Consider the following 15,297-nt stretch of genomic DNA (forward strand, 5'->3'; position numbering starts at 1 on the left):
TTACTATCCAAAGTTGATCATTTCTATGCCAGTTTGACCATGATGTTTGCCTAGCTCCAGCCAGGGATACGGTCTGGCGCCCTTTGTCTATGAACAGTTCGTCGACGCAGCGCTTTTCGGCCATCAAGTTTTCCCCCCCCCCGCTCGACCCGGAACGGCATCTGCCGCGAAGTCGGGTGGTTGACCTGTTGCAGCGGGCCGAAGACCGGGGCCGGCGACTGTTCTTCATCCAGGCCCAGGCCGGCCAGGGGAAGTCCAGCCTGGTGAGGCAGTTCCTGGCCAAAAGCGCAATGCCCTTTGCCTGGTACCGGTTGGGGCCGGAAGATCAGGATGCGGTCTTTCTTTTTTCCTCGCTGCTCGCCTGTCTGCGCAACGCCCTTGTCGATTTCCGGTCGCCCCTGCTGGAGCAGATGCTCGAAAAGGGTGAATTGAGCGCTGCCGATGCTCCCCGGGTCGCCGACATGCTGGCGGCCGATCTCGCCCTAACCCTTCCGGCCAAATTCTGCCTCGTTTTTGATGACCTGCATCTGCTGGAAGGCGCGCCTTCCAGTCTCGCCTTTATCGATGCGCTGCTGTCTGTGGCTCCGATCGGACTCCGGCTTGTTCTGCTTTCCCGCTGGGCCTTTCCAGACTTAACTGCCGGAAAGCCGGTGGAACTTCTGGTAAACGCCGACCTGGCCCTGACCCGGGGGGAAATTGCCGAACTCTATAACCGGCTTTGGAACATTCCGCTTTCGAGTGAAATGGGAGACCTGCTGTATCGCCGGACCGAAGGCTGGATCATGGGCCTGGTTCTGCTCGGCCAGTTTCTGCTCCGTGAAGAGCCAGGCAAGGTCGGCCGCAGGCTTGCCGGGTTAGGCAGGCTTCAGCGGGACCAGGCTGCCGACTATTTCGTGGCAGAAATCCTCGATGCCCTGCCCGCGCCCCTGAGGCAGACCCTGTTGAAGCTTTCCCTGCTTGAAGACATCCCGGCGGCTCTGGCTGAGCAGATCGCCGGCGTCGGCAATGTGCAGCAGGTGCTGGCTCAACTGGTGCGGCAGAATCTGTTTGTGCGCCCCCTCGACAATGGCACGGCCTTCACCCTGCATCACCTGTTTCGTGATGTTCTGCGAACCCTGGCCGGCCGGTTGTTGTCCGATGCTGAACGGAAGGCGACCCTGAAACAGGCGGCAGTCTGGTATTTGGCCGAAGGGGAGACGGAAGAGGCGCTGCGGTATTTTGCCGTAGCCGGCGATTATCTGTCGATGCTGCCGTTGTTGCGGCAGGTCGGGTTGGCCCTGCTGGCGAGACACCGGATTGCCACTTTGCGGGCGGTATTGCTGCAGGTCCCCGATGCAGAGATTGCTCGCCACCCCTGGCTGGCATATTTTCGCGGCATGCTTGAAGTGGAAACCGCTCCGCCACAGGCGCTTGGTTATCTCGAAAATGCCCGGGCCGGATTCGTTGAGCAGGGGGACCGCCTCGGAGAACTGTTGTCGACCGCCCAGCAGGTTCATTTTCACCTGATGATTGATGGGCGGTTCACCCTTGCCGTCTCTTTGCTTGAGCGAGCCGATCTCCTCTTCTTAGGCCTCGCTGAAGAGATTGACCTGGTGTCGCGGATCAAGGTAGCGCACATCCTCGCCCTGGGGCATTACTTCCTCTTTTCCGACCGGACCCGGGTGGAGCGTTACTCGATCCAGGCCTGGCAATTGGCTGTTGAAAACGACTTCGACGATCTGCAGGCCGAAATCCTCATCATCCGCGGGTACCTTAACGCGATGCTCGGGGATTGGAGTACCTTCAAGGCAATGGCCGAAACCGCACAGTCGCTGATCGGTAATCCCCGGGTATCGGACATGCACAAGCTGTTTCTGCGACTGATGCAACTCAACCTGCTGAGCCTTGAGGGGGATGTCGTCAATTACTCGCGCCAGCGCAAGGTCATAGAGCAGGTATTCGCCTCTGACCTGCTGACCAAGACGGTTCTCGGGCCTTTGTTCTGGGTGCTTGATATCGACGTTGCGCTTACCGAAAACCGGTTGGGGGATGCGATGAATTTCGTCCAACTCGGGTTAAGTTCCGGTTATGCCGCCCGCAATCCCCACCTGCGCAGCCAGTATCTGCAGTACCAGGCGTTTCTGCTGGCAACAGAGGGGCGCCGGCAGCAGGCGCTTGAGGTGGTCGATGAATCGCTGCGGCTGCGAAACGAGGCGGGCGGTCGGCTCTTCACCGCGATAAATCTGATGATTCTGGGGACCGCCTGTGCCCAGCTGGGGGTCACCGGGCGGGCGGAAGAGCTGCTGGGCCGGGCGATCGCCGAATGTGAAGCCATCGAGGAAAAGTTCGCCCGCTATGGCGCTTATGCCTTTCGGGGCATGCTCAGGCTCGAATCGGGCCGTCCGGATGAAGGCCGGCAGGATCTCGCATGTGCGCTCAGGGGGATGCGGGAGAATCGCTTCGTCCATTTTTTTCTGGCCACGCCCCCCATTCTTGAAGCTTTCCTTTGTGCCGCGGTACGCCTGGGGGTTGAGACGGACTATGCCCGCAAGGTGGCTGCCGCACAATTGGGACTGGCATTGCTCGAAAAGGGGCGGGCTATCCCGCTGCTGCGGGTGGCGACCCTCGGCCCCCTGGTCGTTCGGTTCGGCTTCCGGGCCGAGGTCCGCGAAGAAGGCTGGAGCTCGTCCCAGCGCGATTTCTGGGCTTGCCTGCTGACTTCGGCGGGGCTCTGTGTCAGCCAGGAGCAGATGCAGCTCGCCCTCTGGCCGGAAAGCGCGCCGGAGAAGTCGCGGGCCAGCTTCGATACCCTGCTGCTGCGCATTCGCCGGGTGCTCGATGCGATCTGCTACCCGTTGAAAGCCAAATATTACCTGTCCATGCAGAACAAGATGCTCTGCCTCGACAATGGGCAGCTCGATGCCGGCACCTTCGCTGAGCGGATCCGGGCCGGCCTCAGGCTGTTCCGGCAGAAAAAGTTCTGGCAGGCCGGCAACGAACTCTATCCGGCATTGCAGCTCTGGCAGGGGGGGTACCTGAACCGGATTCCGGCCGATGGCAACTCGGTCGCTGAGCGGCGGGCCGACCTGCTGCGGCTGTATCTCGAAGGTTCCCTGGCCTGGGGGACGATGCTGGCGGAGGACGGCGCTTTCGAGGAGGCCATCGAGGCGGTTGCCGATGCCCTCAGGCATGATCCGACCAGTCACGCCCTGATCAGGGGGCTGTACGACCTGCATGTCCGCTGCGGGGATCCGGTAGGGGCGAACTCCGTTGTCGGCCAGTACCGCCAGGCCCTGGCCCGGGAGGCGTATTCGGCGGATGAAATCGCGGAAATTGTTGATTCATTGTGGGAAATTAATTCCTGAGAGAAGCTTTTTTTAGACGGAAAACGCCTTTTGTAAGAAATTTGTCAGAACCTCAACGTATTCTGCATTCGTACTGCCAATTGAATAACGTGCGGGAGGCCGAGAGTGGAGCAGTTTTGCCCACATCATGAAAAGTGCAGTTTCTTCATCAGGTACGGCAGCCGAACCAGCCGGATGTGGAAAAACCTTATTGCACTTTACTGCCGGGGGGGGCTGATGCCGCTCTGCTGGCGGCATCACCGGTATGGCGAGGGTGAACTCTTCCCGGACGAAGATGTGATGCCCAACGGGGAGAAGATCCCGGAGCCATTTCAGGCTCTGCCCTGAATTCGGGCAGGCAGCAACCTTTTTGCTAATGATAATGAACTGTTGACACGACGGGAGGGCGTCGCCATAGTGAACTTGCCGGGGCATTCACCTGGCCGTTCATTTCATCCGCGAGGGCAGTATGGGGACAGGAATTCTTTACGTCGATGATCACGAAGTGTTTCACGAGTGTGTTCGCCACATGTTCAGCCTGCGCGAGGACATGGACATCCTCGCCATCGCCAGCAACGGCCAGAGCGCGGTCCGCCTGGCCGGAGAACTGCGGCCGGAAGTGGTGGTCATGGATGTCCGCCTGCCCGGGCTGAACGGGATCGAGGCGACACGCAAAATCCTCGAAGATCAACCGCAGGCTCGCGTCATCGGGCTTTCGGGCTACACGGACCGGCAGACCGTGCTGGCCATGATCAAGGCCGGCGCCAGTGGTTACGTGGTCAAGGAGGCGGCCTTTGGTGAGCTGATCCAGGCGATTGAAGCGGTGGTTGCCGGCAAAATGTATCTGAGCCCGGGGATTACCTCGGTGATGCTCGAAGAAATTCTTGCCCCGTCCCAGTTTGCTCAGCCTGCCGTCGGATTGGTTTTGTCGTCGCGGGAGCGGGAAGTGCTGCGGCTGGTGGCGGAGGGGCTTTCGTCCAAGGAGATTGCCGACCGGCTCTGCGTCAGTCCCAAGACCATTGAAACCCACCGGGCCCGGATCATGAAAAAGCTGGGGCTCAAGACTTTTGCCGACTTGGTGAAATACGCGGTGCGCGAAGGGCTGACCAGTCTCTAGGAGATTTAATGTTACGGGTTTCCCCTACAGGAAAATACTCAATCCTCCGGATTGTATCGAGTAGACGGGATGTATTAAAGTATAGGCAGTTCAGTTGGAATCATGGCTCCGCATTGGAGGACCTACCTCCCTTTGATTGCGGAAGCCGTTTTGCCTGGGATGAAACTGACTGACAGGTCGTTTCATGTTTTGTGAAGGAGGGGATGAGGCGCGGTGAAAGGAAACTTTCCCCGCGCGTCATTTTGAGGGCTTGTTGCTCACGGCGCGAACCATTGGTTCGCGCCGTTATTTTTTCCAGAAGGAGGGGAAAAGCAGGACCAGCACGGTGAAAAGTTCAAGTCTCCCGAGGAGCATGCAGCAGGTCAGCACCCCTTTGCCAAAGTCGGGTATGTGGGCGAAGTTGTCGACCGGTCCGACCGTGCCCAGGCCCGGGCCGATGTTGCTGAGGGTGGCGATCACTGAGGCCCCGGCAGAGACCAGGTCCATGCCGGTGGCCGCCATCAGGAACGAGGCGACGACAAAAACTCCCATGTAGAGGGCGAAGAAACCGAGTATCGACTGCATGACATCGCGGTCGACCGGGGTGTCACCGAGTTTGACCAGGCGTACCGCCTTGGGATGGATGAGCTTGAACAGCTGGACCTGGACGTGTTTGAACAGGAGCAGGATGCGGGCGACCTTCATGCCGCCGCTGGTCGAGCCGGCGCAGCCGCCGATGAACATGAGAAAGACCAGCAGGTACTGGGACATGACCGGCCAGAGCTCGAAGTCGGCGGTGCCGAAGCCGGTGGTGGTCAGAATCGAGGTCGCCTGAAAGGCGCTGAAGCGCAGGTTGTCGGCCAGCGAGGAGTAGACGGTGCCCTGGTTGAGAAAGACCAGCAGGGCGGTGCCGCCGAGGGTGATGCCCAGGTAGCAGAGGAACTCCTCGTTGCGGAAATAGCCGCGCACCCGGCCGCGCAGGGCGTGATAATGCAGCGAGAAGTTAATGCCGGCCAGAAACATGAACAGGGTGATGACCCAGTCGATGTAGGCGCTGTCATAGGCCGCCACCGAGGCGTTACGGGTCGAGAAGCCGCCGGTGGCCAGGGTGGCAAACGCGTGGCAGAGGGCCTCGAAGAAATTCATGCCGCCAAACATCAGCAGCAGCACTTCGACCATGGTGAGAAGCACGTAAACTCCCCACAGCAGTTTAGCCGTATCCTGGATGCGCGGCTTGAGCCGGTCGGCGGTAGGCCCGGGCACTTCGGCTTTGAACAGCTGCATGCCGCCGACCCCGAGCATCGGCAGGATGGCCAGCGACAGCACGATGATCCCCATCCCGCCGAGCCAGTGGGTCAGGGCCCGCCAGAGCAGGATGCTCTCCGGCAGTCCTTCGATGGTGGTCAGGATGGTTGAGCCGGTGGTGGTAAAGCCGCTCATGGTTTCGAAGACGGCATCGAGAAACGAAGGGATCGATCCGCTCAGAACAAAGGGGAGGGCGCCGAAAATCGCGTAGAAGAGCCAGCTGAACGTGACTACGGCGAACCCTTCGCGAACCGACAGCTCCATGCTGCCGCGACAACCCTTGAACAGGATGGTGCCGGTGACCAGCGCGATCGCCGCCGAAGAGACGAACGAGGCGGCGGCACCATCGGCGAAATAAAGGGAGAAGGGCACCGGCACCAGCAGGGCGGCGGCCAGAAAGAGGAGCAGGGCGCCCTGGATTCTCAGGGTGACGAGAATGTTCATCTATTCGAAAAACCTCTCGGTTTTGGCCAGCGCTTCGGGCAGCGCAAAGACCACGACCCGGTCGCCGGCCTGCAGCCGGCAGTCACCGGTAGGTATCTCGTAGGTTTCGCCACGCACCACGGCCCCGATGATGGCCCCGGCGGGGAAATGGAGTTTTTTCAATGGCGTGTCGATGATGCCGCTGTTGGCATTGACCTGGATCTCCATGACCTCGGCGTTGCTCCCCTCGATGGCCGCCAGCGAGATGACCCCGCCGCGCCGGACATACTTGAGAATGGCCCCGGCGGCCGCCTGGCGGGGCGAAACGCAGGCGTCGATGCCGAGCGAAGGGGCCAGGTTCAGCAGTTCCGGCTTGTTGACCAGGGTCAGGCTGCGGCGGGCGCCGTGCTGCTTGGCGAGCAGCGAGCAGAGGATGTTGGTTTCGTCGTTGTCGGTAACGGCGATGAAGACGTCGGCGCCATTCACCCCCTCGTCGAGCAGGGTGCGGATGTCGGTGCCGTCGGTATTGATGACCAGGGTGCGCTTCAGCTTGCCGCAGAGGAATTCGCAGCGCTTTTCGTCTTGGTCGATCAGGCGCACGTTGAACCCCATCTGCTCCAGTTCTCTGGCGATGTGCAGGCCGATGTTGCCGCCGCCGAGGATGAAGACCCGGGGCGCCCGTTTCTTCTTGCTTTCCTCCTGCTGTAGCATGTACTGGATTGCCGGCAGGTCTTTTTTGTGGGCAACGATGAAGATACTGTCGCCGGCTTTGATGGAATCGTCGCCGCGGGGGATGATGGTCTGTCCGGAGCGGCTGATGGCGGTGACCACGAACCGGTAGATGCCGCGGATTTCTCCCAGTTCCTTCAAGGTCAGATCGCACAGCGGGCTCTCTTCGCTGATGCGGTAGCCGAGAAACTGGATCTGCCCCTCGACGAATTCGGCGACGTCAAAGGCGCCGGTGCGGCAGGCGATTTTGACGATTTCATCGGCGACGGCGTCATCGGGGTTGATCAGCAGGTCGATACCGAGCTTCTCCTTGGAGAGGACGGCGCTCTGGCCGGTATATTCGATGCTCTTGACCCGGGCCACCCGGGTGGCTACCTGGTACTCGCGGGCCAGCAGGCAGGCCAGGATGTTGACCTCGTCGAGGTCGGTGACGGCGATGAAGATGTCCGCATCCTTGATGCCGGCCTGCTCGAGAATCTCGGCACTGGCGCCGTTGCCGAGAATGCCGAGTACGTTGAGCCGGTCGGAGGCGCGGTTCAGGTGCTCTTCCCGGCTGTCGATGAGGGTCACTTCGTGGCCCTCAAGAGAAAGGCGCTCGCACAGGAAATAGCCTACCTGGCCAACGCCGATGATCAGTATTTTCATAGTGATGGTACCCGCTTCCGGGGGCGTCGGCCCCGTTTTCAAAATCTGGGAAAACGGTTAATAAATCGCACAAAATGAGAAAATGTGCAAGCCGGCCGTGACGAATTGCCGGGGGCGGCGGTTGTCCCTGGACAGGGATTCGGGTACAATGGCTCATCTATGGGCAAAGGAGATTGTCGTTGGATTTTTTTCTCGATATAAGCGAAGAGGATGAGCGCCGGGAGCGCAACAAGGCCCGCGAACTGCGCCAGAGCCAGTGGTGGAAAAATCGGGTCGGTAGCGGGCTCTGCCACTATTGCGGGAGCCGGGTCGCGCCCAGGGAGCTGACCCTTGATCACCTGGTGCCGGTGTCGCGGGGAGGTAAGAGCACCCGGGGCAACTGCGTGCCGGCCTGCAAGGAGTGCAACAATAAAAAGAAAAATCTGCTGCCGATGGAATGGGATGAATACCTGGCCGGCCTCGGCATGAAAACCTCACCAGGGTGACGCCGGCGGCCTTCAGCCGAGGGTGATCCGGTTGCGGCCGCCGGCTTTGCTCTGGTACATGAGCTGATCGGCCCGCTTGATCAGCGCATGAATGTCGTCGCCCGGTTCCGCCACCGAGGCGCCGATGGAAATGGTGACCTTCTGGCGGCTCGAACCCAGGTCGACCTGGGTATGTTCGATCAGCTTGCGGCAGCGTTCGCCGATGGCCAGCAGCCCCTTGCGGTCGACGTTGCGGATCACCCCGACAAACTCTTCCCCCCCCCAGCGGCCGAAAAGGTCGTACGACCGCGCCGTCGAGGTCAGGGTCCGGGCGATGGTCTGCAGGGCCCGGTCTCCTGCCTCATGGCCGAAGCTGTCGTTGAACTGCTTGAAGTGGTCGATGTCGAAGAACAGCACGCCAAAGCGCAGCCCGCAGCGGATCGACTCGCTCAGGCGCGACTTTATTTCCGACTCGAGGTAGCGACGGTTGGCCATCTGGGTCAGGCTGTCGAGCAGGGTCAGCTGTTCCAGTTCCTTAAGCCGCAGCGTCGTCGCCTCTTTCTGACTCAGATCCGAGAAGAGTTCCGCCGCCCCCATGATCTGTCCCTGCTCATCGCGCAGCGGGGTGGTTCTGATCCAGACCGGTACCCGGTGGCCATCGCGGTGGTGCAGGTAGACCTCGGCTTCGCGGGTCTTGCCATCGTTCATGGTCTGCGCCAGCGGACACATTCCGAGGCAGAGCTTGTTGCCGTCGCTATCGACGTGCATCAGCAGGTCGTCGGCACAGCGGGAGCCGAGCACCCGGCTTTCGGGGTAGCCGGAGATCGTTTCCGCCGCCTTGTTCCAGCGGAAGATCTTCCGTTCGAGATCGACGAAGTAGATGCCGTCGTGCAGGTTTTCGATCAGGTCCCGAACGTCGAAATTCATGATTTCTCCCTGGTGATGGGTTGCGGCTGGAATCAATGTGGTTGGTCCGGGGCAGCACCCCGGTTCTGGCCGGTCGGGTTGAACTCGACTTCGTGATCAGGCTTTTTTCGCGACCAGCACGATCTTGTTGCTGGGGGCAAGCAGCCCCGAGCGGTTCAGGGCGACCAGTTCGAGCCCCAGTTTTTCGATCAGTTCGGTCAACTGGCGGACGGTGAAGATCTGCTTGTGGCGAAACGGCCTGGGGGAGTAGAGCGAGTTGAGGAACAGGGGATTGGCGCCGTTGCTGAGTCGATAGGACCACTCGCTGACCTTGTAGAAAAATGAATCCCGCGACGGGGTGTCGAGCAGCAGCAGGCCGCCGGGTTTCAGCACCCGGACCGCATCGCGCAAAGTTTCGACGGGAAAGTTCAGATGCTCGAGGGTGTCCCACAGGGTGACCAGGTCGAAATGGTCGGCAAAGCCCTGCTGCCAGAACGGGGCGTCGATCGTTTCGGCATTCAGGATGATACCGAATTTGTCCCGGGCGAACTGGCGGAAGACCAGCTGCGGCTCGATGCCGCAGGCGCGGGCGCCGGCTTCTTGAAGCAGGTGCGAAAAGAGTCCGATCCCGGCGCCGATGTCGAGGCATTCGGCGCCGGCCAGGGGCCGATGCCGGTCGGTCAGGGCCAGGCGCTCACCCAGTTGGCGACGGTTCCCCTTCAGTTTCCCCTCGATGAAATTCCAGGCGGTCACGTCGAGGGTTCGGGCTTCGTGCTCCGGGTCGTCGTCCGGCATGCTGTCCAGATGGCTGATGAAGTGAAAGTCGCAGGCCGCGCAGACGTGGAGGCAGGTCCCCTTCAGCTGGTAGCGGGGCTTCGCTGCCAGTTCGCCGCAGAGTTTGCAGCAGCAAAAATCGTAAGGTTCAGTCGTCATCAGAGTGATAGTCGGGGTTGGCGGCCAGACGCACCGCATCCATAAGGGCCGGGTGGTATAGGCTCACCAAGGGCTGCAGCCACTGGCCTTCCACCTGTGAGCGGAGGATCTCGACCCGGTAGCCGCCGGCCATGAAATAGTTCAGTTGCAGACTGGAGTCCCCCGCCGAGGAAGCGTCAAACACCTGGCTGATCGGGCGCATGCCGTAGCGTTTGTCGAAAGCGGCGGTGAGTTCGGCCATGCAGTGTTCAGCCTTTTCCGGTTCGCAGACGATTCTGAAGGCGACCTGGAAGAGGCGGTTCTGGTGAAAAAAATACCCGGGGGATGAAATTTCCACTCCCGAGACATGGGTTGAATCGACCGGCAGCTTGTATTTGGCAACCCGTTGGCCAGGATTGCGGTGTCCGCTGGCGACCAGGCCGGTGACGCAGGGTCCGGCTGTGCAGAGCATGCTGTCGCCGGGGGCGTCACCGAACCGTAGCCCGCTGAACACCGGTTCGGCAACCGGGGCGGTTTCCGCCAGCAACGAGAGCGGACAGAACAAAAACCATAGCACAACAAACACAATACGCATGACAGTGACCCTCCTTCACCCTGCGTGTGATCCGTTCCAAAACGGTAATGCAATAACTGCCAAATAAAATCAAATATGCCGGCTATTCTAACGCGGCCGGCCGTGCATGTAAATGCCGGATCTGTACTCTCTCGACGAAATTTTTCCTGCGCTGCTGTGCCGGCCGGGCTTTTCCGCTGGCGTCAATCGACGCTTTCTTCCCGGTTGCCGGCGAAAATTTCCTGTTCGCGAACGGTCCCTTTGGCCGTGTTCTGCCGGAGGTAGCTCCTGATCTGGTGTTGAATCATGCCGGAACCGCTTTGGCCCACGGCATCGGTCTGCTGCTCGATGACCAGTTCGAAACTAAAACGTCCGGCGGCTGTTTTCAGGGGGATGGTCCGGTTTGCAAAGGCCCAGCGGCCTAGATTCTCACTGGTAAAATCGGGAAAAATGGAGTCTTCGGGCTGCGGCTCGACCTGGTCGATCCTGGGGTGATCCTGGGGGGCCAGGTCGATACGATAGATGCGGTCCCAGGCGAGCAGATCGACGGCGTCGTCGAGACAGCGCATGCCGTGAACCTGGAACGGTTCGAGGGCGAATTGGCGGGGGGCGGAAATTCCCTGCTCCGGATCGAGCTCCAGCACAAAGAGCGTATGGCCTTGGCCCGGTATCGAGAGGCCGCTGAACTGGTAGGCCAGGTAGCCGGGGCCGCCGCAGAAGTAGCCGTCGCTGTCGGCCCGGGCGGAGCCGGTGGTAAAAAAGAGCGTGGACAGCAGCAGTCCGGCCGGAATCAGATGTTTAATGGCCGTTCCTGGATGGATCACGTTTATTCTCCTTGTCAATTCAGTTGCCGTTGGGAAAGCGGTGCGGCCGCCTGGACGGTACCTATTCCATGACGGCGCCGCCGGTTTTTCCACTATCATTATGGATATTGGCCGCCAATGCAATGGCATTGTTTTTCAAGCGGACGATTCCGCGTGGCGTCGCCGGCGGTATTAATGGTATGGTGCCGAAGATTGTTCGCCGACGGCGGACGCCGTGACCTGCCCCGTTGCCCGAAGGGACCGCCATGACCGACACCCCCCATGCTTTCCAGGCCCTGACCCCCGGCTTCGTCATGGACGCCGTCGAGAGCCGCGGCTTTCGCTGTGACTGCCGCACCTTCGCCCTCAACAGCTATGAAAACCGGGTCTACCAGGTCGGCATCGAAGACAGCGAGCCGCTGATCGCCAAGTTTTACCGGCCGCAGCGGTGGAGCGACGAACAGATCCTTGAAGAGCACCGGTTCTGCTTCGAACTCGCCGACCATGAGCTGCCGGTGGTGGCGCCGCTGTGTGACGAGGCGGGTCAGAGCCTGTTCCACTTCGGCGGCTTTCGCGTCGCCCTCTACCCCCGCAAGGGGGGGCATGCCCCCGAACTGGACAACCTCGACAACCTGCTGATTTTAGGCCGCCTGCTCGGCCGCATCCACCTGATCGGTGCGCTCCGTCCTTTCGAACATCGGCCAAGGCTCGATTGCCAAAGTTTCGGCCGAGACAGCGCGGCCCTGATCAGCGACCGTTTCATTCCGATCGAATACAAAAAAAGCTACGATATTCTCACCAATGAACTGCTCTCAGCTATCGAGGGCATCATGGAAGGAACCACCCTGCGCTACATCCGCACCCACGGCGACTGCCATGCCGGCAACATCCTCTGGCGCGACCAGGCCCCCCATTTTGTCGATTTCGATGACGCCCGCATGGCCCCGGCGGTGCAGGACCTGTGGATGATGCTCTCCGGCGACCGCGCCCGGCAGACCGCCCAGCTGGCAGAAATTGTCGAAGGCTACAGCGAATTCTGCGATTTCCGTCCGACCGAGTTGCGTCTGGTCGAGGCTCTGCGCACCCTGCGCATGCTTCACTACAGCGCCTGGCTGGCCCGGCGTTGGGACGATCCTGCTTTTCCCGTCCATTTTCCATGGTTCAACAGCGTACGCTATTGGGGTGAGCAGATTCTTCACCTGCGCGAACAATTGGCGGCTCTCGCCGAACCGCCGCTGCAGTTGATGTAGTCCCAGAGCCCAGCCACTACCGTCCGAGGAGATCGTCCGATGCGAATAGAAGCCGATGTGAAACTGGGATTCAAAAACGTTCTGATCCGGCCTAAACGTTCGACCCTCAAAAGCCGCGCCAATGTCAACCTCGAGCGCAGCTACACCTTTTTGCACAGCAGGAAAGTCTGGACCGGCGTACCGATCATCGCCGCCAACATGGATACTGTAGGTACCTTCGAGGCCGCCAGAAAGCTCGCCGGCTTCGGGCTGCTTACCGCAGTGCACAAGCATTACAGCATCGAGGAGTGGCGGACGTTTCTGGACGGCGAGCCGGACAGCATTTACAACCACCTGATGGTCAGCACCGGAACCTCCCCCGACGATTTCGACAAACTTGGCAAAATCATCGCGAATCATACGCAACTCCAGTTTATCTGTATCGACGTGGCCAACGGCTACGCAGAAGCCTTCGTCGATTTCGTTAAAGAAGTGCGCCAAACGTTTCCGGACAAAACCATCATAGCCGGAAACGTGGTCACGGGCGAGATGGTCGAAGAGCTGCTGCTCGGTGGCGCCGACGTGGTCAAGGTCGGTATCGGCCCCGGATCGGTCTGTACCACCCGGGTCAAGACTGGAGTTGGCTACCCCCAACTGTCGGCCGTCATCGAATGCGCCGACGCAGCTCACGGCCTCGGCGGTCGAATCATCTCCGACGGCGGTTGCGCCTGCCCTGGCGACGTCGCCAAGGCCTTTGGCGGCGGCGCCGATTTTGTCATGCTCGGCGGCATGCTCGCCGGACACGACGAGAGTGGCGGCCAGCTCATCGAACGGGGCGGTCAGCACTTCAAGCTTTTTTACGGGATGAGTTCGGCCACAGCCATGGAACAGTACGCAGGTGGTGTCGCCGAATATCGCTCCTCCGAAGGCAAGACCGTCGAGGTTCCCTATCGCGGGCCGATCGAGCCGACCATCCTCGATATCCTCGGAGGACTGCGCTCCGCCTGTACCTATGTGGGCGCCGGAGCCCTCAAGGAGCTGACCAAGCGCACCACCTTCATTCGGGTGATGGAACAGGAAAACCAGGTTTTTACGTGAAAAAAGGCGGGGGCTTGACTGAAATTGTAGTGTTTATTTTGGCAGTGGTGATTTTCACAATGGGGTCAGACCAAGGCAATCCGTTGATATCTGTGAAATGACGTCCCATAAATAGCGAATTTGTGATGCTATGGCCTGTTTTTGAGCTGTTTTTTAAATATGTTTAGCAATAATTACGATAGGTTGACTTGGTACGATCCCGGATGCGACTCACACGTGGTGCACTTGCAATTGAATTCACCGATTTTAATATTTTTGAAGGTTTTTCTACAGCCTCAACGGTCCAAGCTTAGCGGGATGGAGCTGGTTAGAAACCTTTACGCGAACCACCGACGTATCACCCAGTCCGCTTGAGCGCTTGGTTAGCCAATGTCAGATGGCCACACGTAGCTTTAAAATGGTTTTCTCCGGTCGGTTCATGGCCAAGTCGTATGTCGACTGGAGGTTGAGCCAGAACTCGGGAGTAGTCTCGAGGGATTGTGCCAGCAGCCAAGCTGTTTCCGAAGTGATACCCCGCTTGCCGCGCACGATTTCATTGATGCGCTGAACGGGAACCTTGATGTGCGCAGAGAAGGCCACCTGGCTGACGCCGAGCTCGTCGAGGAACTCTTCTTTCAGGATTCTCCCGGGATGTGTCGGTATGCGATTCGTTGGAATCATGGTGATTCTCCTTGTTCTTTCTTAGTGATAGTCGGCGAGACGCACTTCATAGGCGTTGCCATCTTGCCACCCAAAAATGATTCGCCATTGATCGTTGACCCGAATGCTGAACATGCCCGCAAGGTCGCCCTGTAACGTCTCCAGTCTGTTCCCTGGAGGAGAACGCAAGTCCAGCACGTCGTGTGCTGCATTGATCATGTCGAGTTTGTTGAGGGTTCGTTTGGTTATTTCCGGCGGCAATCGCCGCAAATCTTTGTTTGCGGTGCCGTGATACAACGCTTCTGTCAATTTATCGCCAAACGATGAAATCATGCAGTCGAACCCTCCAGAAACATTTTAACGCTTACACGGATACCGTGCAAGCGTTAAATAGAAATAAATGGATTGTTTTTGGCTGACGACCTTGGTCAGTGCTGCGGCCATTTGGTTCCCCGCGTCAGCGCCGCCGCGCTTCACCGCATCCACTCAAGGGCCTCAATCCTCAATGGAATGGGGCCGGACCAAGGCAAGCCATTGATATCTATGAAATCACGTCCCATAAATAGCCGTTTTCTGATGCTATGGCCTGATTTTCATGGAATGGGGAATGGGGTCGGACCAAGGCAAGCCATTGATATCTATGAAATCACGTCCCATAAATAGCGATTTCCTGATGCTATGGCCTGATTTTCAGGGCTGAAATTGCAGCCATAAATTTCATGTGGTTCGCGGAGGATGAAAGACTCTTCCTTCTCGACAACGGCACGCCCTCGCCCCCGCCCCCCAAGCAGCTCTCGGTTTTTCAACACGAAATCCTCACTCCCTACCGCAAGGCTCTTCGACCAGGCTTCATCCCGCTGGCGCAGTGCTGAGGTCAACGCTTCCTCGACCCATTCCCGGTGGGCTTGTGCCAACGCTGCCGGGCCGTTGACCTCAGCCGTTTCGGTTAAAGCATCGAGCGAAAGTATCGTGTTGCGGCGGCGCATTCCCTGTATCTCTTGATAACCGCCATGGGCCCATTCCGAAGGGTGCTTCACTGCGCCGGCCCGTACCATGTTCAAGTCGACGTACACGAGGCAGCGGCGCAGGTGCTCTCCCGACTCAATCGCGGTTGCATGGTAGCGATCTTCCCAGAAGGCCCCCTTGCGGCA

Annotated in this window: 13 protein-coding genes and 1 pseudogene; 5 read left to right on the forward strand and 9 right to left on the reverse strand. The window is 59.5% G+C overall.

Annotated features, from left to right (window positions below):
• The first annotated feature begins 89 nt into the window (after window positions 1-89).
• Window positions 90-3,344 carry a BTAD domain-containing putative transcriptional regulator gene (locus tag ABYV89_RS02535; RefSeq protein ID WP_432821353.1) on the forward strand — a complete coding sequence of 1,085 codons (3,255 nt, stop codon included), beginning with the start codon at window positions 90-92 and terminating at the stop codon, window positions 3,342-3,344.
• A 448-nt stretch (window positions 3,345-3,792) separates the two neighbouring features.
• A complete protein-coding gene (locus ABYV89_RS02540) occupies window positions 3,793-4,440 on the forward strand; it encodes a response regulator (RefSeq protein WP_432821354.1) in 648 nt (215 codons plus the stop codon).
• A gap of 285 nt (window positions 4,441-4,725) precedes the next feature.
• Here the strand turns inward: ABYV89_RS02540 and ABYV89_RS02545 are convergent, their stop codons facing one another.
• Both ABYV89_RS02545 and trkA read right to left on the reverse strand, forming a co-directional pair.
• On the reverse strand, window positions 4,726-6,168 hold the full coding sequence (locus tag ABYV89_RS02545) for a TrkH family potassium uptake protein (RefSeq protein ID WP_432821355.1): 1,443 nt from the start codon (window positions 6,166-6,168) through the stop codon (window positions 4,726-4,728).
• The gene (gene trkA, locus ABYV89_RS02550; protein WP_432821356.1) at window positions 6,169-7,521 is read right to left on the reverse strand and encodes a Trk system potassium transporter TrkA; all 1,353 of its coding nucleotides are present in this window, start codon (window positions 7,519-7,521) and stop codon (window positions 6,169-6,171) included.
• A gap of 179 nt (window positions 7,522-7,700) precedes the next feature.
• On the opposite strand from trkA, the gene ABYV89_RS02555 reads away from it, so the two are divergent.
• The gene (locus ABYV89_RS02555) at window positions 7,701-8,006 is read left to right on the forward strand and encodes an HNH endonuclease (RefSeq protein ID WP_432821357.1); all 306 of its coding nucleotides are present in this window, start codon (window positions 7,701-7,703) and stop codon (window positions 8,004-8,006) included.
• 12 nt (window positions 8,007-8,018) lie between these two features.
• On the opposite strand, the gene ABYV89_RS02560 is transcribed toward ABYV89_RS02555, so the two are convergent.
• From ABYV89_RS02560 to ABYV89_RS02575, 4 genes are all read right to left on the reverse strand, one after another.
• Complete coding sequence (locus tag ABYV89_RS02560; RefSeq protein ID WP_432821358.1) at window positions 8,019-8,912, reverse strand: diguanylate cyclase domain-containing protein; 894 nt, start codon at window positions 8,910-8,912, stop codon at window positions 8,019-8,021.
• Window positions 8,913-9,008: 96 nt separating this feature from the next.
• Complete coding sequence (locus ABYV89_RS02565) at window positions 9,009-9,824, reverse strand: class I SAM-dependent methyltransferase (protein WP_432821359.1); 816 nt, start codon at window positions 9,822-9,824, stop codon at window positions 9,009-9,011.
• A complete protein-coding gene (locus ABYV89_RS02570; protein WP_432821360.1) occupies window positions 9,814-10,398 on the reverse strand; it encodes a hypothetical protein in 585 nt (194 codons plus the stop codon). Before ABYV89_RS02570 ends, ABYV89_RS02565 begins: the two co-directional genes overlap by 11 nt.
• A 182-nt stretch (window positions 10,399-10,580) precedes the next feature.
• Entirely contained in the window at window positions 10,581-11,201 is a 621-nt protein-coding gene (locus ABYV89_RS02575; protein ID WP_432821361.1) for a hypothetical protein, read from the reverse strand.
• 245 nt (window positions 11,202-11,446) lie between these two features.
• Here ABYV89_RS02575 and ABYV89_RS02580 point away from each other — a divergent pair, with 245 nt between their 5' ends.
• Window positions 11,447-12,430: a serine/threonine protein kinase gene (locus ABYV89_RS02580; RefSeq protein WP_432821362.1), complete on the forward strand. Its 984-nt coding sequence runs from the start codon at window positions 11,447-11,449 to the stop codon at window positions 12,428-12,430.
• Between the two features lie 39 nt (window positions 12,431-12,469).
• On the forward strand, window positions 12,470-13,507 hold the full coding sequence (locus ABYV89_RS02585; protein WP_432821363.1) for a GMP reductase: 1,038 nt from the start codon (window positions 12,470-12,472) through the stop codon (window positions 13,505-13,507).
• Between the two features lie 372 nt (window positions 13,508-13,879).
• On the opposite strand, the gene ABYV89_RS02590 is transcribed toward ABYV89_RS02585, so the two are convergent.
• The 3 genes and pseudogenes from ABYV89_RS02590 to ABYV89_RS02600 all read right to left on the reverse strand — a co-directional run.
• Entirely contained in the window at window positions 13,880-14,167 is a 288-nt protein-coding gene (locus ABYV89_RS02590; RefSeq protein ID WP_432821364.1) for a HigA family addiction module antitoxin, read from the reverse strand.
• Between the two features lie 21 nt (window positions 14,168-14,188).
• Window positions 14,189-14,479: a type II toxin-antitoxin system RelE/ParE family toxin gene (locus tag ABYV89_RS02595; RefSeq protein WP_432821365.1), complete on the reverse strand. Its 291-nt coding sequence runs from the start codon at window positions 14,477-14,479 to the stop codon at window positions 14,189-14,191.
• Between the two features lie 305 nt (window positions 14,480-14,784).
• Window positions 14,785-15,297, reverse strand: a pseudogene (locus tag ABYV89_RS02600) (transposase); the annotation flags it as partial.

The sequence above is a fragment of the Trichloromonas sp. genome (assembly GCF_041583255.1).
Lineage (GTDB): Bacteria > Desulfobacterota > Desulfuromonadia > Desulfuromonadales > Trichloromonadaceae > Trichloromonas.

What these genes read in the sequence shown, in the direction of transcription:
- ABYV89_RS02535 (WP_432821353.1), top strand. Translation starts at nt 90, where the DNA reads ATGAACAGTTCGTCGACGCAGCGCTTTTCGGCCATCAAGTTTTCCCCC.
- ABYV89_RS02540 (WP_432821354.1), top strand. Translation starts at nt 3,793, where the DNA reads ATGGGGACAGGAATTCTTTACGTCGATGATCACGAAGTGTTTCACGAG.
- ABYV89_RS02545 (WP_432821355.1), bottom strand. Translation starts at nt 6,168, where the DNA reads ATGAACATTCTCGTCACCCTGAGAATCCAGGGCGCCCTGCTCCTCTTT.
- trkA (WP_432821356.1), bottom strand. Translation starts at nt 7,521, where the DNA reads ATGAAAATACTGATCATCGGCGTTGGCCAGGTAGGCTATTTCCTGTGC.
- ABYV89_RS02560 (WP_432821358.1), bottom strand. Translation starts at nt 8,912, where the DNA reads ATGAATTTCGACGTTCGGGACCTGATCGAAAACCTGCACGACGGCATC.
- ABYV89_RS02565 (WP_432821359.1), bottom strand. Translation starts at nt 9,824, where the DNA reads ATGACGACTGAACCTTACGATTTTTGCTGCTGCAAACTCTGCGGCGAA.
- ABYV89_RS02570 (WP_432821360.1), bottom strand. Translation starts at nt 10,398, where the DNA reads ATGCGTATTGTGTTTGTTGTGCTATGGTTTTTGTTCTGTCCGCTCTCG.
- ABYV89_RS02580 (WP_432821362.1), top strand. Translation starts at nt 11,447, where the DNA reads ATGACCGACACCCCCCATGCTTTCCAGGCCCTGACCCCCGGCTTCGTC.
- ABYV89_RS02585 (WP_432821363.1), top strand. Translation starts at nt 12,470, where the DNA reads ATGCGAATAGAAGCCGATGTGAAACTGGGATTCAAAAACGTTCTGATC.
- ABYV89_RS02590 (WP_432821364.1), bottom strand. Translation starts at nt 14,167, where the DNA reads ATGATTCCAACGAATCGCATACCGACACATCCCGGGAGAATCCTGAAA.
- ABYV89_RS02595 (WP_432821365.1), bottom strand. Translation starts at nt 14,479, where the DNA reads ATGATTTCATCGTTTGGCGATAAATTGACAGAAGCGTTGTATCACGGC.